A 22,818-nucleotide genomic window follows, 5' to 3' on the forward strand; every position below is an offset into this window, starting at 1 on the left:
TTCCATCATAGCATTCCAACAAACCGCGTGCAGTCTGAGCGCAACTCGGGTCGCTCTATCAATCATCCGCATGCCACAGGTTCATGGCCGTGACGTCATGACGGTTGTAATCATTTGATATAAATCGGCGACAGCAGCTTCTTTTGGCATGAGGGCGACAGCTCCGGCCTTGAGCATTGCACGTTGATTTTCTCCACCGGCATTGACAGATAATCCGATAATACTAATATCCGGATGGTGCGCTTTTATCCGGGATGTGGCTTCAATGCCATTCAGTTTTGGCATATTGACATCCATGATCACCAGGGTAGGTTTTAGGCGTTCTACCAAATCGATGGCTTCCTCGCCGTTCCCGGCTTCCCCTACCAGTTCCAGATCTTCATGGCTCTCCAACATATTCCTTAATCCCTCCCGCACCATTACATGGTCATCGACGATCAGAATGCGAATTTGGTTTTTTGTCCTGATCTTTGGGAGATCGCCTGACTCCGGTAGAGATTGATCGACCAGGGGTTGATCGATGTACTGCCCGTCCGTATCCTGTTGTGGTGTAGAAACCTTTTCCAACGTTAACGCGATAGGTACAATGAGGCGGGCCGTAGTTCCGTGATGAGGTAGGGATTCAATTTCGAATGTTCCTCCGAGGGTAATCATGCGTTCGCGAATGGAGAACAGGCCAAATTTTATCGCCTGGTCCGTGAATGGCTGGGTGGCCGTTCCCGTGGGGGGATGAAACCCCTTACCCTCATCGCGCACGGAAATACGTAACACCCCCTCCTCTTTGCTAAGTGTGAGTGTGGCACGGTCCGTGTCGGCATGTTTTATCACGTTGAGAAACAGTTCGCGGATCGATTGGTACAACAAAATCGACTGTTCCTCCGGGACCTTCCAGTCTTGAATGCCCTCACAGGTCATTTCCACTTTCAGCCCATGATGGATCATTTGACTGGCCAACCATTGCAAGGCGGCCAGCAATCCAAATTCAAATAAGACCGAAGGGCTTAATTCCGCGACGAGCGTTCTGGTGTAGGTGAGGGCTTGATCGAGGACGTCTTCGGTTTCTTTGACCAGACCGGAGCTCTCAGCGTCCAGGCCAAGGGCGGGTCTGATCTGGCCCAGTTTCAAGCGGCACACCACTAATAGTTGGCTGAGGTAATCATGAAGTTCCGTCGCAATACGGTGCCGTTCCCGTTGTTCGGTCAAATTAAGGGCGGCCGCTAATTCCCGTAATAGTTTTTGAGAATTGACAAGCTCCTCAGTTCGATCATTGACCTGTTTCGCCAGTTCCAGCGTAAAAAGTTGCCGGTCCTTCTCGGCTCGTTGCAGATCTGTGATATCCAGAACTTCGATAACGTTACCGATCCGTTCCCCTTGTTTGAAAATCTGCCTGGTGTTGCAGCGTACAGGATAAAAATGGCCATCTTTATGGATAAAGACGTCTTCATGATTGGTCAGAGTCTCTCTAAAAGGAGATAGCCCGGCCAGGGGACATTCTTTTATTGGAAATGGTGAACCATTTGGACGGGTATGGTGAACCATCTCATGCAAAACCCGGCCAATCAGCTCTTCAGGTTTGAACCCCATCACGATTTCCGTGGATGGATTGGCAAAGGTCACTCGTCCGGCGGTATCAATCATAAGCAGGCTGGTTGAGGTATTATCGGTGATGGTTTTGTTGAGAGCCAATTGTTCATGAAGCGCGATGGTCGATTGGCGAATGGTTTCCCTATCCCGTTGGCGTTCGGTGATATCTGTCATGGTCACCAATGTCGACTCCTCGTCTTCCTTCCCCATCGGATCGAGCCTGATTGTGAGTGGGATGGTCCTCCCGTCTTTACCACGCCCACGAAACTCAGGCTCGGGTTCCATGGATTCGACGTAGGGAATCAATACGGAGTCAAAACGCTCGCCGGCCTGCTGAACTCGAAATTGCGCCGGAATAAGCCCTTCTAATGGCTTTCCAATTAACTCTTCTCGGGGATAACCGAACCATTCCTCTATTCGTGAATTGGCAAAAAGAATGGTTCCCTTCTGGTTCACAACCAGCATGCCATTCGGGGAGGCTTCAAATATAAGGCGCCGTTGGTCTTCAAGGGATTTCTGTTGGCTGATATCCCGCCAGATCGAGCGGCTGGAGATTATTTGTCCCGACGCATCACGCACGGCCGTGGTATTCAGGCTGACATCAATCGTTTTTCTTTCACGAGTTCGCAATTGCAATTCGGCATTGTGCTCGACTCCATATTGGCGGAAGTGTTCAAAGGATTTCCGGGCGTTTGGGAGGGAGGCCTTGGTATACCGCTCGAAAACGGATCTGCCGATGATCTCCTCGCGGGAAAACCCGGTTTTTTCCAGAAGGGTTCGATTGCATTCAACAACGCGCTCTGTTTCGGCATCAACGGAGCAAAACATATCCGGGGCATTCTCGTACAAGTCGCGAAGGAGGGCTTCACTTTTTTTTAAGGCTTGTGCGAGCCGGTGAGTGGTGCGTAATTCCTGCAACTCTGCATGGAGCTGTGATCCGAGTTCGAATCGTGTGGTGTCCTTCATTCTCTGCAAGAGAGGTTCGACCAGTGCTTGTTGCTCTCGAAGGAGATTTTCTATGTCCTCTTCAAAAACCAGTTGAGGAGTCTGATCGATGACGGCATCATCCCCGGGGGAAGGCTGTTCACTCGCCATCGGTATCATGGCACCATACGATGCATGAACTTCCGTCCAAAAATGCGCGGTCCGCACAAAGGCGAGGAAAAGCAGAAGCCATTCGAATTGCGGAGATCCCAAAAGTCGCCGGAGTGCAGCGCACCATGCGGTGGAGCGCCCGGGTTCCAGAAAAATCATCGCACAGGCGATGCGCAGGTGTCGCTCCACCATCGAATCGTTAGCCGGCGAGACCTTGAGGGGAGTACCCATGGTTCCAAGGGCGGACAGAATGTCGGAAAGTTGTTCGCCCTCAGGAAACGGCTCGCTGAGCAAGGTGATGACTTCCTCAGGCGTAAGAGGAGGACAGGTTGGGTCGCCGGCGATGTTTCCTCGTCCCAACAAAAATGCGGCATGTCGTGTGACACAATACCGGACCCCGCAGAAGCGGGAAAGGTAGGTGAAGAGCTTTTCCTTAAAGCTTGAGGGAAGAGGGCTTTCAAGATAGGCGAATTTTGCCAGATCGAAAAGGCCTCGGGCGACGATCGGCTCAGAGCTGGCCAACCGGAAAAAGGACGGACAGACTCCCATAAATTGGCGGATTTCTTCCCAAAGAGTTTCTAAACCGGTATCCCGGGTATTAGGGCTCAACTTTAATTCCTAATTTTCGTGAAATGGTATCGGGCGCCTTCTAGTCCGATTATACAGGGCTTGGAGGGGATTGGACAAAGCCAAGCTGCCACATCCATCACATCCGAATTCATGCCAGGGTCCTCATCTTCAAAATTGTGGAGATCGAATTGGATCGATAAGGGGCTGGTGTCATTAAAATTTTAGGGGACGCACTCGCAGCCCGGGTCAGCAAAAATGGGAATCAAATTTTTTTAGCCCATTTTACACAGGGATTTTATTCGGACCTTTGATGCAGGGGTGTGATTGATCAGAGAGTAGCTCTGAGGGAGGAGTAGGTGCTTGGTGAGCCGTCAGGTGGGTCCTGATGTAGTATTGAACGCTTTTCTCCCTTCAGTGATAAGGGTAACAGGAGGCTGGCCAGGGTCCCTTGTGTAGGTTGTGACTCAATTGCGAATGATCCCCCAAGACTGATCATGCGTTCGCGTATGGAGAATAGTCCGAATTTCATCCTTTGTTCCGTGAAAGGGGCAGCTGTTCCTTTGGTCGGATGAAAGCCCTTCCCTTCATCCCCCACGGTAATGCGTAACACTTCTTCCTCCTTGCCAAGTGTGAGAGTGGCGCGGTTGGTACCGGCATGTTTTATGACATTGAAAAACAGTTCACGGGTGGATTGATACAATAAAATCGCCTTATCTTCAGGCACCTTCAGGTCCTGAATGCCCTCACAGTTCATTGTCACGTTCAGTCCATGGTGGATCATTTGACCGGCCAACCATTTCAAAGCCGCCAGCAATCCGAATTCAAACAACACCGAGGGGCTTAACTCCGCGACGAGCGTTCTGGTGTAGGTGAGGGCTTGATCGAGGATATCTTCGGTTTCTTTGATAAGACCGAGCTCCTGAGTTTCAGGTTTAAGGACTAGCATGGCCTGGCTCAGCTTCAAGTGGCACACCACTAACAGTTGGCTGAGATAATCATGAAGTTCCATGGCAATGCGTTGCCGTTCGCGTTGTTCGGTCAAATTGAGTTCGGCCGCCACCTCCCGTAACCGTTTTTGGAAAGTGACGAGCTCTTTTGTCCGATCATGCACCTGTCGCACCAGTTCAAGCGTGAAGAGTTGCCGGTCTTTCTCGGCACGTAGGAGGTCCGTAATATCCAGAATTTCCAGGACGATGCCCACTCTCGACTCTTGTTTGAAAATCTGCCTGGCGTTGCATCGCACAGGATAAAAATGCCCATCTTTATGAATAAACACGTCTTCATAATTCCGCAGGACATGGTTTAACGGAAGAATTCCGATAATAGGACACTCTCCCATGGAAAAGGGGGTCCCGTCTTGGTGAGTATGGTGAACCACTTGATGCAAGACCTTGCCGATCAGCTCGTCAGGGGTATACCCCATCACGACTTCCGTGGCTGGATTGGCAAATGTCACTCGTCCGAAGGTATCAAGCATGAGAAGGCTGGTTGAGGCATTGTCCGTAATCGTTTTGTTGAGGTCCAATTGATCATGAAGTGCCGCGGTCGACCGGCGAATCGTTTCCCTGTCCCGTTTGCGTTCGGTGATATTTGTCATCGTCACCAAAGTCGCTCCATCGTTTTCCTTCCCCATCGATTCGAGGCTGATTTGGAGGGGAATGGTTTTCCCGTTTTTCCCACGTCCCTGAAACTCAGGTTCGTGTTTGATGGACTCGCGGTGTGGTGTCAATACGAAGTCTACACGCTTGTCGGTGTGGTGGACTCGAAATTGTCCGGGAATAAGACATGCCAAGGGTTTACCGATTAACTCCTTGCGCGGATAACCGAACCAATCCACTATTCGTGAATTGATGAAAAGAATATCTCCCCGGGCATTCCCGATCAGAATAAAGGATTCATCGCATTGCCGCTTGAGCTGTTTGGGGTTCACCTGATGGACGATCTTGGTAGGACTTATGTGTGAAGAAGCCGAGAGAAAGAGATGCACATGACCGTCCAATATTCCTTTGGTATCTTTGAACTGCATCCCTATTCCTTTTTGAAAATATGCGGCCATAGTGTGTACCCTTCCGATAAGGAACGCTCGGGGTTCCTGAGACTGGGTAGTGGTTTTTGGGCATTGAAGGGCGTCAATTCTAGCAAGAAGACATGCAGAATTCTGGTCAAAATTGCTCACTTTCAAATAAATGAATCCGAAAAACGGCTGATAACCCCCAATCCCGGATCAGAGGGATGGGAGAGCCTAATCTGTGAGCACGACATAAAAAAGGAAACCCTTCAGGCGCAACACGCCATTGTGCGCAATAAAGCCGCCGGATCCCGATAAACTGAAGAAGGAGAAATGCAAAGGGCGAAAAAGGACAGGGCTAATCAATGCCGGGGATGACGAAGGTTGATTACTTGGTAATGGTGAGTGATCAAGGTAAACCCCTATGTCCTGAGCGACCATACCATCCTTGGGGTACCGAGAGGATCTCGCTGAGCTATGGAATCTTCAATCTGGGCTCAGATTCTTCGGTATGGCCTCAGAATGACAACTCTAAATGGAGACAAGATCACCTTATTGTTTGGGAGTGTGTTTTGCTGTTCTATGCTTGTTGGTGGACGCGTGAATGAGATGCCAAGAGCGGAGGACTTCGGCGACGGTCCAGGCTTGGGTGATGCAGCCATGTCGAGCGAACGGCGGTTGGGCGTCAAGAATTTCTCTCAACGTTTAACTGCGGTTCCATTGTCAAACATTTCCGGGTTTCGCTGGCCATATTTCTTAATCGTCAGATCATATGGTTAGGTGATCAATTCAATCACTTGATAGACGGACAGAGGCCTTTGGATGCCTTTCAATGCGAGTTCCCCGATCGGTTCGGCCGAGATCAGATTTCCGAGAAGGAAGGCGATCTGTTCCGGGACAAGGATTTGGCCGTGCTGGGCCTCGTTGCAGAGTCTGGATGCCAGATTGGTGACGGGGCCGATCGCGGCATAGTCCGTTCGTCCTTCAAATCCGATCGCACCGATCGTTGCATATCCGGTCGCAATACCGATGCCTACTCCGAGGGGAATGCCGCGTTTCTTCCATTGCTCTTCTAACGAAAGGACTTCTTGTCGCATGGCGATTGCCATGCGCACCGCTTGTTCGGCGTGATTGGGACAGGGCTGCGGGTCGTTAAAATAGACCATGATGCCGTCGCCGGCAAATCGCTCAAGCGTTCCGCCATATTCGGAGATCAGGTAACCCATCGCCGCCTGGTACTCACGGAGGACGGCCATTACCTCTTCGGGAGCCACCGTTTCAGTAAAGGGTGTGAATCCTCGAAGATCGATAAAGAGCACGGTGATTTTGCTGCGATGCCCTTTCAGGAAATCCTCGTGGTCGCCCGACATGATCATGTCGGCCAGGTTTTGGGGTAAGAACCTGGCTAATTTTTCTTTCTGTAATTGTACGAGTTCCCGTTCTTGTGCGCGTGCTCGAATCAGGTTGCCGACGCGAGCCAGGAGTTCCGGTTCGTCGAAGGGTTTGGACAGATAATCGTCGGCTCCTGCTTCCAGACTTTCAATACGTGCTTCGGTCCCAGCGCGGGCTGTTAAGAAAATCACGGGGGTCGATCGAAGAGTCTTATCGCTTCGAACGGCTTTCAAAAGGTCCTGTCCGCTCATTTTCGGCATCATGACATCCGTCAGGATCAATGCCGGGCGCAAGTGTTGAGCTTTCTCCAGGGCTTCCGCTCCGTCCCTGGCTACCACGATGTGATATTGTCTGTGCAATATTTTTTTGACGTACCCGCGCATATCGGCATTGTCATCGACCACCAACACCAATGGGGCGTCCTTTTTTTCAGCGGGGGAAAGGAAAGACTCATCGTCTTTCTGTTCGTCTTCGGCTGGTCTGGGAAGAACGTCCGGGTCCTCCTCGTCGTCTTGAATGGCAAGCATCTGGTCAGCAGGCACGTTCCCGCGAGGCAACGTGATGGTAAATACGGAACCACGGCCGGGGTCGCTTTCCACCGCAATTGTTCCCCCATGCAGCATGACGATTTCCTTCACCAAGGCCAATCCGATCCCGCTGCCTTCATACCGCCTCGTGGCACTGCTTTCCACTTGAGTGAATCGGTCGAAGATTCGCCCTAATTGATCGGGTGGAATGCCGATGCCGTTGTCTTCAACCTCCAGTTCGATGGAATGTTCCTTGGAGGAGAGACGAATCCACACCTGGCCCTCATGGGGATCGCTGAACTTGAAGGCGTTGGAGAGCAGGTTATACAGAACCTTTTTCATTTGGAGTGGATCGGCCTCCAAGGCCACCGGTTGCATCAGGCCTTTCACATGGATGCGACGAGTCGGGCTGGAATCGAAGTTCATAACCACACTGCTCACGAGCGCAGCGAAATCCATACACCGTTTGTTCGGAGCGGTGCGACCGCTGTCGAATTTAGCCAGGTCCAGCAACTCATTGATGAGAAACAGAAGCCTGGAGGCATTCCGTAAGCCGGTCTGGACCACATCTTTGGCTTCTGCTCTGAGTGTAAATTTCAAGAGAGTCTTAAATGCACCCACCGCCAGAGTGAGCGGCGTGCGAATTTCATGGCTGATATTGGCAAAGAACTCACTTTTCAACCGATCCAGTTCGAGAAGTTTTTGGTTGGATGTCTCCAATTCAACCCTTGCCTTTCGCTCGAAGAGCCGTGCTTGAAATTCGGCCCGTTGCAGTCGCTCGTAGAGGGAAACCGAGAAAAGTAAGGCGACGCAGGTCCATACGAGGAAAAATGAGTTCTCAATGGCTGCATCGATATCAGCCGTCACAGAAGGATTGAGAAGATTCAGCCCATAATACGACACAAGCGTGCCCGCTTGAGCGATCAGATGACTTGGCCAGGACACGGGCACAATGACCGCTGCCGCCAGGAACACGAGATTGAGCCCGTTGTAATACTGGGCCGTGAATCCGCCAAGCACGACGGTCATCTGGACGATGCACAGATTGCCAATTAATACCCAAAGGATTAAGAACATATGTGGCGGGATTGCAGCAGGTTGGTATCTCACCAGCAGAAAACAACCGAGGAGCCCTAACTCCAAAATCGTGCGTATGTCGAGAATTGCATCGAGATGCTCTCGATGGAGGAGGACGTCGGCTACAATAAACGCCGGATTGGCGACCAATCCCAAAAGATAGAGAACGGTGAGACGTTCCCAGGCAAAGCGGGTACACCAATTTGTGTACGATTCAGTTTCATGGAGCTGCGAACTGTCTTCCTTGTTTGTGACGAGTCTTAAGAAAAAACTGCGTAACGTGGAGATGAGGGTCATCGTGAACCTCGGAATGATCTGGATAGTTTTGACAGTCTATCCATTGACTACTGCTCTGCTCGTACAAGGCATGCGCGGTTCGCCCATACGTTTCGGTTCAAAAAAAAGGTCACTCGATCGGGAAGGAAGGGCCATAACTATTCCACACAACCGTATGAATGTAGGGAATGTTTATTGTCGTGACGTCTGAAGTCTTCCTTTTTCTGCTATCTGAATATGGAGGTGTGGCCCATGCGAGCATGAGTGGACGCCCCATTCGCTCGACCGGCGAGGAAGGAAGGCATTTGGAACGCCTGGTTTCTGGCCGCCAAGGGCCGGTCCGGGTGGTTGGGAGGAATGAGATTATCTTGTGGTTACGAAGAGGCTTCTGAACAAAGCCATTGCGGGCGTGTTGGAAATCGAACGCGATTGTATTGGCGGCTGGCCGTCTTTCTTGCACCTGGCCCGCCACGATCCAGTGAAATGAGACCGTCACCATGACAGTGCCTCCCGCCAGTTGTGTTAAAGACTATAGACAAAAGATCCATTATCTTCAAATTCTTTAAGTCCCTCTTTGTTGGGGAACATTGGAGGATGGATGTGGGAGAGAAAACAATCGTTGCAAGGGGCATCTACAGAAAATGAAAGGATCCCTTTGAGTCGATTACATCTTCAGGCTGGGCACAGATTCTTCGGCCTGGCCTCAGAATGACAGATCTCAATTGAGACCAGGGCACTTTATTTTTGGGGAGTGTGTTTTTCTGTCCCAGGCTTGTTGGTGGACGGGTGAATGAGATGCCAGGCGCGGAGGATTTCAGCCACGGTCCAGGCTTGGGCGATGCAGCCACGGGGAGCGAACGGGGGTTGGCCGTCAAAGATTTCTCCCAGCGTTCCCAGTCCGTAATCGTTGAGATGATGAGCCATCGGTGCAAGATACGATCGAGCAGCTTCTGGATTGCGATAGACCCGAAAGTGTGCCAGCACAAAAGGACCGAGTAGCCAGCCCCAGACGGTGCCTTGGTGATAGGCGCCGTCTCGTTGCCGCGGATCTCTTTCATACTGTCCCACATATTGGGGATCTTCCTGTCCCAGGCTGCGTAACCCATACGATGTGTAGAGATGTCGGGCGCAATAATCCACGACAGCATGTTGCTGTTTGTAGGTGAGCGGACTGTTTGGCAGGGACACGGCGAACAATTGATTGGGGCGTGGGGCCGGGTCATGGCCATGCGGTCCGTCCAGCACGTCATAACATCGGTGTAATCGTTCGTCCCAGAACCGTTGAAAGGATGTGTGGATGGCCTTGGCTGTTTGTAGAAATTCCTCGTGCGGCTCTTTCATGGTTCTGGCCAATTGGCCCAAGGTGAGCCAGGCTTGGTACCACAGCGCATTGATCTCGACCGGCTTGCCCATCCGCGGAGTCACAACCCAGTCTCCGACCTTGGCATCCATCCAGGTGAGCTGTACGCCCGGCTCTCCGGCATGAAGTAAGTGATCAGCGGGATCCATACCGATTCCAAACCTGGTGCCCTTGCGGTACCACGCCAGCATTTCGACAAGCACGGAAAAGATCGTTTTGAGAAAGGCGCGATCATCGGTGGCGTCCACATATTGGCGGACGGCTTCAATGTACCAGAGCGTCGCATCAACGGTGTTGTATTCCGGTTCTTCCCCTGCGTCGGGGAATCGGTTGGGCAGCATACCTTGGTCGGCATATTGCGCAAATGTGGAAAGAATGCTGCGAGCGATGTCAAAGCGTTTGGTGGTCAGAGTCAGTCCAGGCAGGCTGATCATGGTGTCTCTTCCCCAATCCCCAAACCAGTGATAGCCGGCGATGATTGTATGGCCGGTATCGTTGGCCGAGAGGGGACGAGAGGCGATGAACTGGTCGGCGGCCAGTGTGAGCTGTTGGATCCAGGCCGGCCCATTGGGGGGTGGGTGTTTTCTCGTTGATTCCGATTTGAGCAATGCCACTTCATGGCATCGGCGTGATTCGAAACACGAAGCAGCGGGTCTGGACGGCTTAAGACGGGTGCTGGCCATCCAGGTGATCTGTTCGCCTGGTTTCAATTCGAGGCTCCACGTGCCGATGTGCAGATGATGCTCCCGATCGGGAAGTCCCCGTTCGCGTTCGAGTGACAGATGGTAATTGTGAAACCAGGTACTGACGCTCTCTACCAACCCTTCCGATCCAGAGAGAAAAAACGGAGAACCTCCTGCGGGGAAAATCTGTAGTCCATGGGGTATGGCCGTGATGGAGAATTCCGGCAGGGCATCCAGCGTCGTCCCGTGATAATCCCGATGATTGATAAAGGCGCGCAGATTGAGCCGGACCGGAAGGGTTCCCCGGATCAAGGTATATCGGACATACGTGGTATTCTCCCCCGGCTCCATCCAAATTCGTTTTTCCAATTGTGCGTCGGCGATGGCAAACGTCCAGATCGGCGTCGTGCCTTCCAAACGGAACCGCTCCAGATATAAAAAACCGGTGGGCGCAATGGTGCCGCTATCCCAATGATTCGTCGAAAGTTGTACGGTCTGCTCCCGGTATTTCACGGTCTCTTCCAGCTTGCTGACTAATAAGGTCCGCCCGAGTGGTGGCTTGAGGGCGGCAACCAATAGTCCGTGATAACGGCGGGTGAGAGAGCCGGCTACCGTGCCGGAGGCGAACCCTCCAATTCCGTTGGTGACGAGCCATTCCCGGCGTTCCGCCATCCAGATATCTCCACAAATCTCCCTTCCGAAATCCACAACCCGAGGCCAAACCGGAGTCGTCGCGGATGGGGCGGTCAGACCGGGAGCGGAATTCGAAAAAGACATATCTTATTCTCCTGATTGTTCCAACAGTTTGGTGACAAGTCCGGTCCAGCCCGTTTGGTGGCTTGCACCTAATCCCGCTCCGTTGTCCCCGTGAAAATATTCATGGAATAACAGGTAATCCCGCCAATGCGGATCCTGCTGAAACAGGGCGACTCCCCCGAAGACCGGTCGGTGGCCCGAACGATCACGAAGGAAGAGACGATTAAGGCGACGGGAAATTTCCGCTGCGACTTGCCACAGTGTCTGTTGCGATCCTGATCCGGTCGGGCATTCCACGGTGAGATGATCGCCAAAGAAATGATGGAATTTTTGTAACGATTCGATCAGCAGAAAATTCACCGGAAACCAAATCGGTCCTCTCCAATTGGAGTTGCCGCCGAATAAGCCGGTCCTGGATTCTGCCGGTTCATAATCCACGCGATGTTCATGTCCATTCACATGGTGCACATAGGGATGGTCTTGATGGTATTTGGATAAGGCTCGAATACCATACGTAGAGAGAAATTCCTCTTCATCCAACATGTACTTCATGACGCGGGGGAGTTGCTCCTGATCCACTATCGAGAGCATCCGGCGAACACTCCCATCCGGCAGGCTGGTTGAACAGACATGACGCCGGAATTCCGGGCGGTTTTCGATAAACCACAACAGGCGCCGTTTAAAGCCCGGCAGGGCATCCACCACCTCCGGTTCCAACGTCTCAACGGCAAAGAGCGGGATCAATCCCACCATGGACCGGACCTTCATTTGTTGAGAATGGCCGTCCGGGAAATGCAACATGTCATAATAAAATCCGTCGGTCTCATCCCATAGGGAGGCTTCGTGATTGCCTTCGCCGATGTGATTGATGGCGTGCGAGATGTAGACAAAATGTTCAAAGAACTTGCTGGCCACATCGCCGTAGGCGGGGTCGTGTCGTGCCAATTCCAGGGCAATGGCCAGCATATTCAGGCAGTACATGCCCATCCAACTGGTGCCGTCGGATTGATCGATATATCCACCGGTGGGAAGCGGCGCGGACCGGTCGAAGAGGCCGATATTATCCAGTCCGAGGAATCCTCCCTGAAAAATGTTTCGACCATCGGCATCCTTCCGGTTCACCCACCAGGTAAAGTTCAGCAGGAGTTTATGGAATATCTTGGCCAACCATACCCGGTCGGCTTTGCCCCTGATGCGTTTTTCAATTTTATACACCCGCCAGGTGGCCCAGGCGTGGACGGGCGGATTCACGTCGCCGAACGCCCACTCATACGCCGGAATTTGACCGTTGGGATGCATGTACCATTCTCTGACCAATAACCGGAGTTGATCTTTTGCGAAGTCCGGGTCCACCAGGGCTAATGGCACGCAATGGAAGGCGAGGTCCCATGCGGCATACCAGGGGTATTCCCATTTATCCGGCATGGAAATGATGTCTTTATTATAAAGGTGCGTCCAATCCGCGTTCCGGCCATTCTCTCGTCCGGCGGGTGGCGGCGGCCCTGCGGGGTCTCCCGCCAGCCAGGTGCGCACGTCAAAATGAAAAAACTGTTTGCTCCACAGCATACCGGCAAACGCCTGACGCTGAACGTTTTGTGCATCCTTGGATTTAGCTGTCCCGAGGCGTTTGGCAAAGAACGCGTCCGCTTCTTGTTGCCGCGTGGGAAAGATGGTCTCAAACTCATCCTCCAACTGGCCTTCGGTCGGAGGTAGATTGGTCAATCGAAGCCGGTAGGTGACGCTTTGCCCCGCTGCAATCAGCGAATGATAATGCACAGCCCCTTTTGTTCCGACCTGTTCCGGATTCACCGTTCCCTGTGTGCCGGCGACGATATAGTCATTGATCCCGTCTTTGACATAGGGGCCGGCGTTGGGAAGTCCATAGAGCCGTTGCGTGTTGGTGTCATTTTCTGTAAAGAGCATGTCCGGAGTGCCTTCGCATAACAGCCACCGCGACCCGTATTGTTCATGGTTCAGGTGGATGACCTGGGCATCGCCAAGATCCTCATCTCGATTGAGTGCGGGTCGTGCAGCATGTGGGTCCCAGGACCAGGTATTCCGGAACCAGATGGTCGGCAGCACATGGAGTTCTGCGGAATCCGGCCCGCGGTTGTGAGCGGTAATCCGGATGAGGATGTCCTCGTGTGTGGCTTTGGCATACTCGATAAACACGTCGAAGTACCGGTTGTCGTCAAAGATTCCGGTGTCCATCAACTCATATTCCCAATCCTGTTTGCCGCGCCTCCGGTTTTCTTCAAGCAACCGGGCATAGGGAAATGCCTGTTGGGGGTATTTATACAAAAACTTCATGTAGGAATGCGTAGGGGTAGAGTCCAGGTAAAAGTAATATTCTTTGACGTCCTCCCCATGATTGCCTTCGTTCCCGGTTAATCCATACAACCGTTCTTTCAGAATGGGATCGTTTCCATTCCAGAGAGCCAAGGCAAAGCAAATTTGCTGGTGGCGGTCGCAGATGCCGCCGATGCCATCTTCTCCCCAACGATAGGCGCGTGACCGGGCATGATCGTGAGGGAAATATTCCCAGGCTGTGCCGTTCGGACTGTAATCTTCGCGGACCGTGCCCCATTGGCGTTCACTCAGGTAGGGCCCCCACCGTTTCCAATGCACCGTTCGCTTTTTAGATTCTTCTAAGCGTTCTTCTTCTTTTGTCAGATGAGGTGTGGCTTTGGACATAGACAAGGCTCCCTATGTTGTAGGCTGTATAGTTTATCGTTGGACGATTTGCAGGACATGGCCGGTCGGGTCGCGGACGACGAGAGCTATGCTAAATCCTAACGTGTGAGAAGGAATAACGATAGGCCCCCCTGACAAAAACGGGGCCCGCACGGTGTGGAGCTGGTGGGTCAGGGAAGACAATCGGGTCGTGACCAACCGCGTGTGCCAATGGAAGAGATCGTTGGCGCGTTCGGATTCCGGCATCGGTCGTCCGTCGGTGGGGCTCACATATTCTAAGAATTCAATGCCCGGTCCCTCTGCCGCGCGAAGAGCGGTAATGCGGAGCCGGGCGCCAAAGACCTGGTTGAGGTGTTCCTGTTCTGTTCCGTAATTTTCACTTTCCCCAACCACGCGTAGGCCTAGTGTGTCACGAAAAAACGCTAAACTGGTCTGGGTATCTTTAACGACGATGGCCGTATGGTCGATTCCCAAAAACAGCTTGTCGGTTGGTGTGTGCCATTTTGTCTGGCCTTTGCCCTTGGGAAATTGAAGTATTTCTAGAACATGCCCGTCCGGGTCCTGGAAATAGAATGCCTGAATGCCACCGGCATGAGGATTCCAATCCGGCAGCAGTTGGGGACCGGTGGACACATGGCGGATCTGATGCCGACGCAACTGTTGATAAGCCTTGTCCATGTCTTGGACGATAATGGCCACATGCTGAAACCACTGGTCATGGCTTCGTGAATCGACAGGAATGGGTTTTCCTTTCGGAGTCAAATATTCGGTCAGTTCCAGAAACTCCTCTCCCAGCTTCAGGCGAACCACACGCATGCGGAGACCAAAAAGGCCTTCGAGCCGTTCGTATTCCGGGCCCCAGACTTCCACATCGGAGATAGGCTCGAAAGTCAGGACCTTTGTGTAAAATTCTACTGAGCGGTCCATCTCATCGACCGTGATGCCCACCGAGTCTACTGCTGTAATGGTAGGTATTGAAACCTCGGCCCAGACGAAGACCGTGTTGTGCCACAACAACAGGCATAGAACGAGGGCACGTGGCAATTGAATCACGCGCATCATGACTTTAAGCGCTCTTTTAAATGGTCGCCGACTCTTAGCGCATTGGCGATAATCGTGAGCGAGGGATTGACCGCGGTGCTGGAGGCAAAAAAGCTGGCATCCACAACATAAAGATTATCCAGGTCATGGGCCCGGCAGTTGATATCCAGCGCCGAAGTCTTTGGGTCATGACCGAAGCGAATGGTGCCGCATTGATGAGCGGTGCCCGCGATGGGGATTTTTTTGCCAAGGTAGAGATGTGAAGGAAGGAGACGTTCTTCGCATCCAATCCTGTTGAGCATCCCTTTCAGTGTGGCGGCCAATCGTCGATGTCCTTCCAGATTATTGGCCGTGTAATGCAGGTGGAGTTTGCCTTCCCGGTCCACTTCGACACGATTGTCGGGATCGGGAAGATCTTCGGACGTCATCCAAAAATCCAACGAATGTTTGGCCATGACATCCAGGGCTAACCCTGGAGCGAACCCCGGCGCGCCCGATTTGAGCATGTCCAGATCCTGTTTTCCCACCATGGAAATATGGCCCATGGGAAAATGCCAATCCGGAGAACCGAAATAAAAATCGTTCAAGCCAATGGTCTTTTGGAATTGCGTGGGATTGGGTCGCTTGGAGATGGCCAGCATGACGGAGTTGTTGTGGCACATATAATGGCGCCCCACCACACCGGAAGAATTGGCCAGTCCGTGGGGATGTAGGGAATTGGCTGATCGCAACAGCAGCGCTGCCGAGTTAATGGCGCCGCACGCCACGACCACGATATCCGAGGAAAATGTTCGAATCGCCTCGCCGCACTTGGCGTGAATGAACGTGACTGCTCTGCCTGAAGCGTTGGTATCGAGTTTGGTCACCTCAGCTTGAGTCAGCAATGTGACATTGGGATATTGAAGAGCAGGATCCACGCAAACGACCTGGGCATCGGCTTTGGCATTCATCACGCACGGGAAGCCGTCACAGGTATTACAGCGGATGCACCGGCTCTGAGCGGGATGGCCTTCGTCCAACATGACCCCAACCGGCAAATGAAAGGGGCGGTACCCCATGCGCTGCCAGTCTTCGTGCAATTCCTGAATTCGGGCTTCGTGGCGCAGGGCCGGGTACCGATAGTCGGCACTGGCTGGCGGGTCGGTGGGATCTTCTCCATGTCGGCCATGGACGTGGTATAGGTGTTCAGCCTCAGTGTAATAGGGTTCCAAATCCTGATAGCGGTAGGGCCAGGCGGGGGAAACACCGCCATGATGTTTGACTTCGCCGAAATCCTCCTGCCGGAAGCGGAGAAGCGCGGCTCCATAGACCTTGGTGTTTCCTCCCACATAATAATGAATGCCGGGATGGAAGGGGTTTCCCTGTTTGTCTTTCCACGTCACCTTGGCTTTATATTTATTGTCCACGAAGACGGCGCGGGAATTCCAATTGTCCTTTTCACGCGGGAGATAATCCCCTCGCTCCAGCAGAAGAATTTTTTTCCCTGTGGGTGCCAGGCGATAGGCCAGCGTGCCTCCGCCGGCTCCGGTTCCGATAATGATGACATCATAATGAGTGGAATGGGACATGGGTGCCTCGTCGTGGAGATGTCGTTAGGATTGTGTGGGTACGGGTTTGGTACGTTCAAGCATGGAAGGCCAGAATACTTTTTCGAAACAGGACGCCCCCACTTGGAATCGGCTGTCCTGCAAAATACAGAAATGACAGAACAGTGTAACCAGCGCCAGGAACGCCAGGCCGGCCAAGGGCACTACCAGAGAAGAAGAGTCCAGATCAAATAATGCGGAAACATGTGGCAACCGGCTTCCTATATAGGACAATACAAATGTGCAGGGGAGAATGCCGATCATGGTTGCGCCCAGGAATGTATGAAATTTCATGGGAGTGAGACCGGCCAGCAAATTGAGTAGGGTAAAGGGGACAAATGGGAGTAAACGAAGCACCAGGAGAGTGATGAACGCATGGGCCTGCACTGTTTCCTGAAAGGCCGGGACGCGCGCTCCAATTTTGTCCAGGACCAGGTCTTGAAACAGATATCGTGTTCCCAGGAAAGCCAGAGCGGCTCCTGCTGAAGCCCCCAGCAGCACATACAGGGTACCCGGAACTGTTCCGAAGAGATATCCGGCGGCAAAGGTAAGTACCAGGCCTCCGGGAACCGAAAGTGCCTTGAGGAGGGAAAACAGACCGATATATAAGAAGACGGCCAAGGCATAATGATGATTGATAAAGAACAGGACCCGTGCGTGATGCTTCTCCAGTGTGTCGGGTGAGAGAACTGGAAGGATATCGAAATAGAGAATGAATCCCATGAACAGGGCGATCATTGATCCAACGGTCCACTTCAGAGTTCGGGAAGGGTAGATTCTGTCGGTGAAGGAGAACCGGATCATGAACGTGTCCTTAATGGTCTTCTCGTGATTAATGAAGGTGCCTGTTCTCCCCTTTGTCCGATGGGTGGTGAGAATATTACAAAGGGACATGTCCGGATTTTTTTGGAAATGGATATCTATAGGCTTACCAAATAATTTCAACTCGTTCCGCCACACAATTTCACTAACTGCAATGATAGGGCGGACGCGAGGCTGAGGAGGGCAGACCAACTCGCGGAGTTTAGCCTGAGTCTTGCCGAAGGGCCCGGACAAGGCCTGCCTGGCTGTGAGAGCGTTCGACCATGGGGCCAGTCAGCAGGCGTCGGTCAGGAGAAAGTGGAGAATTTCGGGGATTTGGATTCTCTCCATGGCCTTTCACGATTTAGCGTGAGGTTGTTGCCAACGTTGATCGTTCGGTCAGCGACGATGGTGGCCCATCCCGACAAGAATGCTATGGAAATTATTTGGTATGACTATAGCGCCAAAACACAATGGCGAATGTCTAAGGAGGAGGGTGGAGAAAAATAGGAAATATTTATGTCGGGGAGCACAGGAAGGTGGCGGAATCCTTCCTGCGCTCCTGCGGTCTAGGCGGCGGTCTGTGAGGGGGTACGGATGACATGGGCGGTTGGCTAAGGCGTCCAATGGTGGGACTGTTGAATATTGTAAAAATTGGGCGTAGCCGCTTTCAGCCTTCGTAGCTATTTCGGCGAAGGAGGCCCGGCCAAGGCAGGGAACGCATCGCCTGTCCCATCCTGAAAGGTGGCTCACTTGTTTCCAACACTCCCATTGTAAATGTTCACACAGATTCGGTTTGGTATGCCATTCGTATGCGGTCACGGAATGGTTGCACCGATCGCAGGTTATCGTGACGACGTTCCTCTCAAGCGAATGGTTCGGTTGAAATATGAAGCCATCATTTGAATCGGTTCTTCATGGCCTCCAGCGAATCACCACATGTCCATATGGCTGCTCCCAGGAGGGCCAAATCTTTCAAGAGAAATTGTCCAGGGGCTACGGACAAGGCCGGAAATCCACCGAGACTGGCTTCCCACACCGGCGGCGTGGATATCATGAAACTCAATGTGCCGAGAAACAAGACTGCGCCTAATGCGCTGCCGATTGCGGAAACCCTCGGTGAAATTTCTCTGGCGGCAATCATCAAGCCGATGGTGATTTCCAACACGCCTAACCCATTCGAAAATGCTTGGATACTGAAGAGATCATAGAGCCAACTCATAAACGGGCTGTTGGCCACCAAGGGTTGAATGGCCTGGGCTTCATAGGCCGTAAACTTCATGGCGCCGATCCAAAGAAATACGACAACGAGGCCGAATCGTGTGAGAAAGGTGCCCACACTTGAAACCGCATGAGCGGTATCGACTTTTTCAGCCATTCTGGTTGTGGCAGTTATGGTGGTCATGAGGTGTTCCTCCTTGTGGTGAGCCCGGTCTGGGCCGGGCAAGGTTCGGTCTGGGTTGTAGAGCCTCAGTGAAGTCGAAACCTCAAAGATGTTTGTCGACATTCGTTTATGTATGTTTCATCGCCCCTATTGGTCCGAGAACCGAAAATTTTGTTACGGGACTGGAGCCAAACCATAAAAAGGCCATAGTTGTTGAGACAGAATTGTGAACGGGTGATGGGTGGGAATCTTCATTGAAGTGGTTCTTGAAATGTTGCCCCACGAGTCATGGTTTGCAAACGGAAGATAGCGGAACCTCCTGTGATAAAGAGAACGCTGCCGTTTTCTCCCCAATTCAGATTGGACGTGGGCATGCCGGTTTCGACCATCCCCAATAAGATGCCGTCAGGGGCAAAGATGTTGATCCCTCCGGGGCGGGCCCCCCATACATTGCCGTCTCGATCGACTTTGACGCCATCAGGCCCGAAGTACGGATCTTTTCGCCAGGGTGTGGCATCGGCGAAAATCCGGCCATTCGTTATGGTTCCATCATGCAGGACATCATAGACAAGCCACGCAGCTCGCTTCGGATTCACATCGGTCACATACAATCTTTTTTCATCGGGAGAGAAGGCCAGGCCGTTTGGAGCTATGACATCATGTATGAGCAGGTCCAGTTTGCCCTGTGGAGTCAGACGGTACACACCTTGAAAGGATAATTCTTTTGAGGGGTCGTGAAATTGCTTGGGCAGTCCGAAGGGGGGATCGGTGAAATACAAGTCACCATTGGATCTGTAGACGAGATCATTCGGACTGTTCAGGCGTCGGCCCTGGTAGCGATCCGCCAGTATGATGAATTGTCCATCATGTTCCAATCGGGCGATGCGCCGGTCTCCATGCTGGCACAGAACCAATCGGCCCCTGGAATCCCATTTCAGGCCGTTTGAGCCAGGTTCTTTTCCGGTGAATGGTGCGGTTCCAGAATATCCGCTGGGGTGCAAAAAGCGGCTGATGCCTTTTCCTGCTTTCCAGGCGAAGACAGAGTTGTCAGGAATGTCAGAGAATAGCAGCATCTGGTCTTTCGCATTCCAGAGCGGACCTTCCACCCATGTGAAACCCTCAGCCAGCTTTTCGACCACACTATCAGGAGAAATCAGGCGGTCGAACCTTGGGTCCAGTTTGACGAGTTGGACCCTTGGCGAACCCGGGTGGCCCGGTGATTCACCTGAAAGGGCCATTGCCGGTGTCCAGAAATTCCACAACGCTGAGAGCCACACGACGACAAGAAAGAGTCCTCTGTGTTTGCCATTCATGATCTCACCTGTGTATTTTTACAATCCGGCTCCCGGGATATTCAGGCGGATGCGATAAATACTAGTTTGCGCCGTGATATACAATGTTCGCCGGTCGTCATCACCCCAAGCCATGTTGTGAGGATCATCCGGAGCCTTGATCGTGCCGAGATGCTTGCCTTCGGGCGATATGATCCACAATCCGCCTGGTCCCGTCGCATAGACATTTCCCTGTTGATCGACTTTTAATCCATCCAAGGCGTCTTCCCCTGGGGCATTAGTCATATCGAAGAACACTTGCCCGTTGGCTAATGTGCCATCCGACTGCACCTCATACCGCATAATGACTTTTTTCTTGGGATCCCAATTGTCCACATAGAGGTAATTCTCATCTGGTGAAAATGCGAGCCCGTTGGGTCCAGTCAAATCCGTGGCCAATAATTGCATGTTTCCCTCATGCCAGCGGAACACGCCACTATAGGGCAGTTCCTTCCGTGGATCGTCGAAGACCCGGGGAAGACCAAAAGGAGGATCGGTGAAATAGAGAGAGCCGTCCGATTTGTAAACTAGGTCATTGGGGCTATTGAGTCGCTTGTCTTCATACCGGTCAGCCAGGATAGTGATATTCCCATGTGGTTCGACCCGGACGATACGCCGGTTCCCATGTTGATTGATCGTCAGCCGTCCTTGTTGGTCGAGGGCAAGGCCATTTGAACCGGGTTGATGGTAATCACCCATGTTCATACCCGAATACCCGCTTTTGACCCGGAATACCGAGACCGTTCCTTCGGCTGTCATGCGGTAGATGGTATTGTCGTTGGGATCGCTGAACAGGAGGTAACCATCGGCCTTCTCTGATTTTGGAACCCATACGGGGCCTTCGGTAAATGAAAATCCTGAGGCCAGTTTTTCCAATTTCCTGTCCGGAGGCACAATGGCATCCAGGTCCGGATCCCTTCGTTCCACCTGTCCGACGAACTCTTTGCTCTGTTCAATTCGGGAGGGGTGATAAAAATCCAATGTCGCAGATCGAACCCAAATGAAGTTCCCAGGCGGATTGGATAAGGGCCCGTTGGCTCCAAACACCGCCAACTGGATGGTCTGACCGGGTTGTACATTGCGGGAAAGCACCACCCGGTTGGGCGCGTTGAAACCCTGTATGAGGTGTTCTCCGGTATGTCCGAGGACCAAAGGCAGTTTGCCGTCAACCCAGACTTCGGCGTAGTCGTCAATCACAATTTCAAAGACAGCTGTCGATCCGGCGGTGTTAAAGGCTCCGATCTGCTCGGGAATAGTGAGATGGAGCCGATACCAATTGAAGCATAATTTTCCTGTGGCCCGTCTGGTTTCCAAACCGGGGGCGGGGATGGATTGCCAGGCAGAATCGTCAAACTCTTTGGTCCCGGCATGGGGCAAAAGATCATGGGTGCGGTTTGGAGGGCCGCTTGGAGCTAAGTCTTGCCCGGGACTTTGGTGTTCCACCTCGACAATTGAGGTATCGTGGTAGCGCCATTGACCATGAATCAACCGGACTCCTTCTTCTGTCATCAGATCGATCACCGCATCGGGCCGTGTGTTGAGGACCGATGAGTGCGCCGACCCGGTGGAAAAGTTCCAGCTCAAATCGAATACTCCAAATGTGGCCAACAGGAGGACGATTTTTAAACAACGTGACATGACTATTCTACCTATCCGGAACAGGGTTTTCATTTACCGGACTTTCACCACGTAATAATTGAAGGGGGCCTGAACGTCCTGAAACCAATGGGGAACGCCATTGGGGATAATGATGACGTCACCGGGTACCAGATGACGGGTCTCTCCTCCCTCAATGGCCGAGCCTCGGGATTCATGGGGAGCAATAGTCTTCGCATCAACGGCTTGACCTCCGGTCACCAGTGTTGCCCTACCTTGAAGCACGTAGACGATATCGGTGTCTAAATCATGGATCTCCGCCATTCCCGGTTTTACCCGGTGACTCGCATGAACCATATAATTCCTGGCCGCATGCATCATGTTCTCCTCTTCACCGACCAGAACTGCCCCTTTGGAAAACGCCTCACCAACTTCCCGACTGCCAATAAATGTGACGGCCTGTAAGTGGGACGATGATGTCATGGGGGTGTTCATCCCATCCAAGGCCTCCGCCCCGGCTATAGCTAATTCTTCATCTTGTTGAGCGCTGGCGGCGCCACTCACCCCAATCGCCCCTACAACCGTTCCCTCCCATTGAATCGGCACGCCTCCTTGCAGGGGTGTGAAGTCGTTGAGCGCCACCATGGTCGTTCGACCTTTGTTGATCACGTCCTCAAAGGCCTTGGTGGGCTTTTTGAACAATGCCGCCGTGCGTGCCTTTCCAATGGCAATATTGGAAGAGGCGGCAAAGGTGCCGTCCAATCGCTCTAATGCCAGGAGGTTGCCGCCGTCATCGACAATGGCAATCGATCCTCCCGGAGCATTCATGCTTTTCGCGGCCGCGACTGCACCGGCAATGACTTTGTGAGCGCCTTCTAAGGTAAGGGAGCGTCTATCCGATACCTGGGCCAGGGTGATGGGTAAACCGACGAAGATAAGTCCAAAGGCCAAGCCGATTGACGTGGGAATGAATCGGTTCATACTGTTTCTCCTTGTTGATGACATCATGCAATTCCCGATCAAGAATCACCGTTCGGGTCTTGGCTTGCCAAAATCC

12 protein-coding genes are annotated in these 22,818 nt (G+C 52.5%); all 12 read right to left on the reverse strand.

The genetic code is table 11. The annotated features are described in order from the left end of the window. Positions 1 to 81 precede the first annotated feature (81 nt). Positions 82 to 3,288, reverse strand: a complete 3,207-nt coding sequence (locus LX98_RS04055; RefSeq protein ID WP_496427674.1) for a PAS domain S-box protein — start codon at positions 3,286 to 3,288, stop codon at positions 82 to 84. A gap of 289 nt (positions 3,289 to 3,577) precedes the next feature. Further along, complete coding sequence (locus LX98_RS04060; RefSeq protein ID WP_496427675.1) at positions 3,578 to 5,275, reverse strand: PAS domain S-box protein; 1,698 nt, start codon at positions 5,273 to 5,275, stop codon at positions 3,578 to 3,580. 758 nt (positions 5,276 to 6,033) lie between these two features. Next, positions 6,034 to 8,550 carry an ATP-binding protein gene (locus LX98_RS04065; RefSeq protein ID WP_496427676.1) on the reverse strand — a complete coding sequence of 839 codons (2,517 nt, stop codon included), beginning with the start codon at positions 8,548 to 8,550 and terminating at the stop codon, positions 6,034 to 6,036. A gap of 717 nt (positions 8,551 to 9,267) precedes the next feature. Next, positions 9,268 to 11,349, reverse strand: a complete 2,082-nt coding sequence (locus LX98_RS04070; protein ID WP_496427677.1) for an amylo-alpha-1,6-glucosidase — start codon at positions 11,347 to 11,349, stop codon at positions 9,268 to 9,270. A 3-nt stretch (positions 11,350 to 11,352) separates the two neighbouring features. Next, complete coding sequence (locus LX98_RS04075; RefSeq protein WP_496427678.1) at positions 11,353 to 14,022, reverse strand: MGH1-like glycoside hydrolase domain-containing protein; 2,670 nt, start codon at positions 14,020 to 14,022, stop codon at positions 11,353 to 11,355. A 33-nt stretch (positions 14,023 to 14,055) separates the two neighbouring features. Next, complete coding sequence (locus LX98_RS04080; protein WP_496427679.1) at positions 14,056 to 15,084, reverse strand: VOC family protein; 1,029 nt, start codon at positions 15,082 to 15,084, stop codon at positions 14,056 to 14,058. Continuing rightward, a complete protein-coding gene (locus tag LX98_RS04085; protein ID WP_496427680.1) occupies positions 15,081 to 16,631 on the reverse strand; it encodes a GMC oxidoreductase in 1,551 nt (516 codons plus the stop codon). Before LX98_RS04085 ends, LX98_RS04080 begins: the two co-directional genes overlap by 4 nt. A 24-nt stretch (positions 16,632 to 16,655) precedes the next feature. Beyond that, complete coding sequence (locus LX98_RS04090; RefSeq protein WP_496427681.1) at positions 16,656 to 17,453, reverse strand: VTT domain-containing protein; 798 nt, start codon at positions 17,451 to 17,453, stop codon at positions 16,656 to 16,658. A gap of 895 nt (positions 17,454 to 18,348) precedes the next feature. Further along, complete coding sequence (locus tag LX98_RS04095) at positions 18,349 to 18,855, reverse strand: DUF417 family protein (RefSeq protein ID WP_496427682.1); 507 nt, start codon at positions 18,853 to 18,855, stop codon at positions 18,349 to 18,351. Between the two features lie 230 nt (positions 18,856 to 19,085). Next, the gene (locus LX98_RS04100) at positions 19,086 to 20,147 is read right to left on the reverse strand and encodes an SMP-30/gluconolactonase/LRE family protein (RefSeq protein WP_496427683.1); all 1,062 of its coding nucleotides are present in this window, start codon (positions 20,145 to 20,147) and stop codon (positions 19,086 to 19,088) included. An 18-nt stretch (positions 20,148 to 20,165) separates the two neighbouring features. After that, positions 20,166 to 21,803: an SMP-30/gluconolactonase/LRE family protein gene (locus LX98_RS04105; RefSeq protein ID WP_496427684.1), complete on the reverse strand. Its 1,638-nt coding sequence runs from the start codon at positions 21,801 to 21,803 to the stop codon at positions 20,166 to 20,168. Between the two features lie 33 nt (positions 21,804 to 21,836). Then, the gene (locus tag LX98_RS04110) at positions 21,837 to 22,742 is read right to left on the reverse strand and encodes a heme-binding protein (protein WP_496427685.1); all 906 of its coding nucleotides are present in this window, start codon (positions 22,740 to 22,742) and stop codon (positions 21,837 to 21,839) included. Positions 22,743 to 22,818: the final 76 nt, after the last annotated feature.

It is taken from the genome of Nitrospira marina (genome assembly GCF_059568365.1).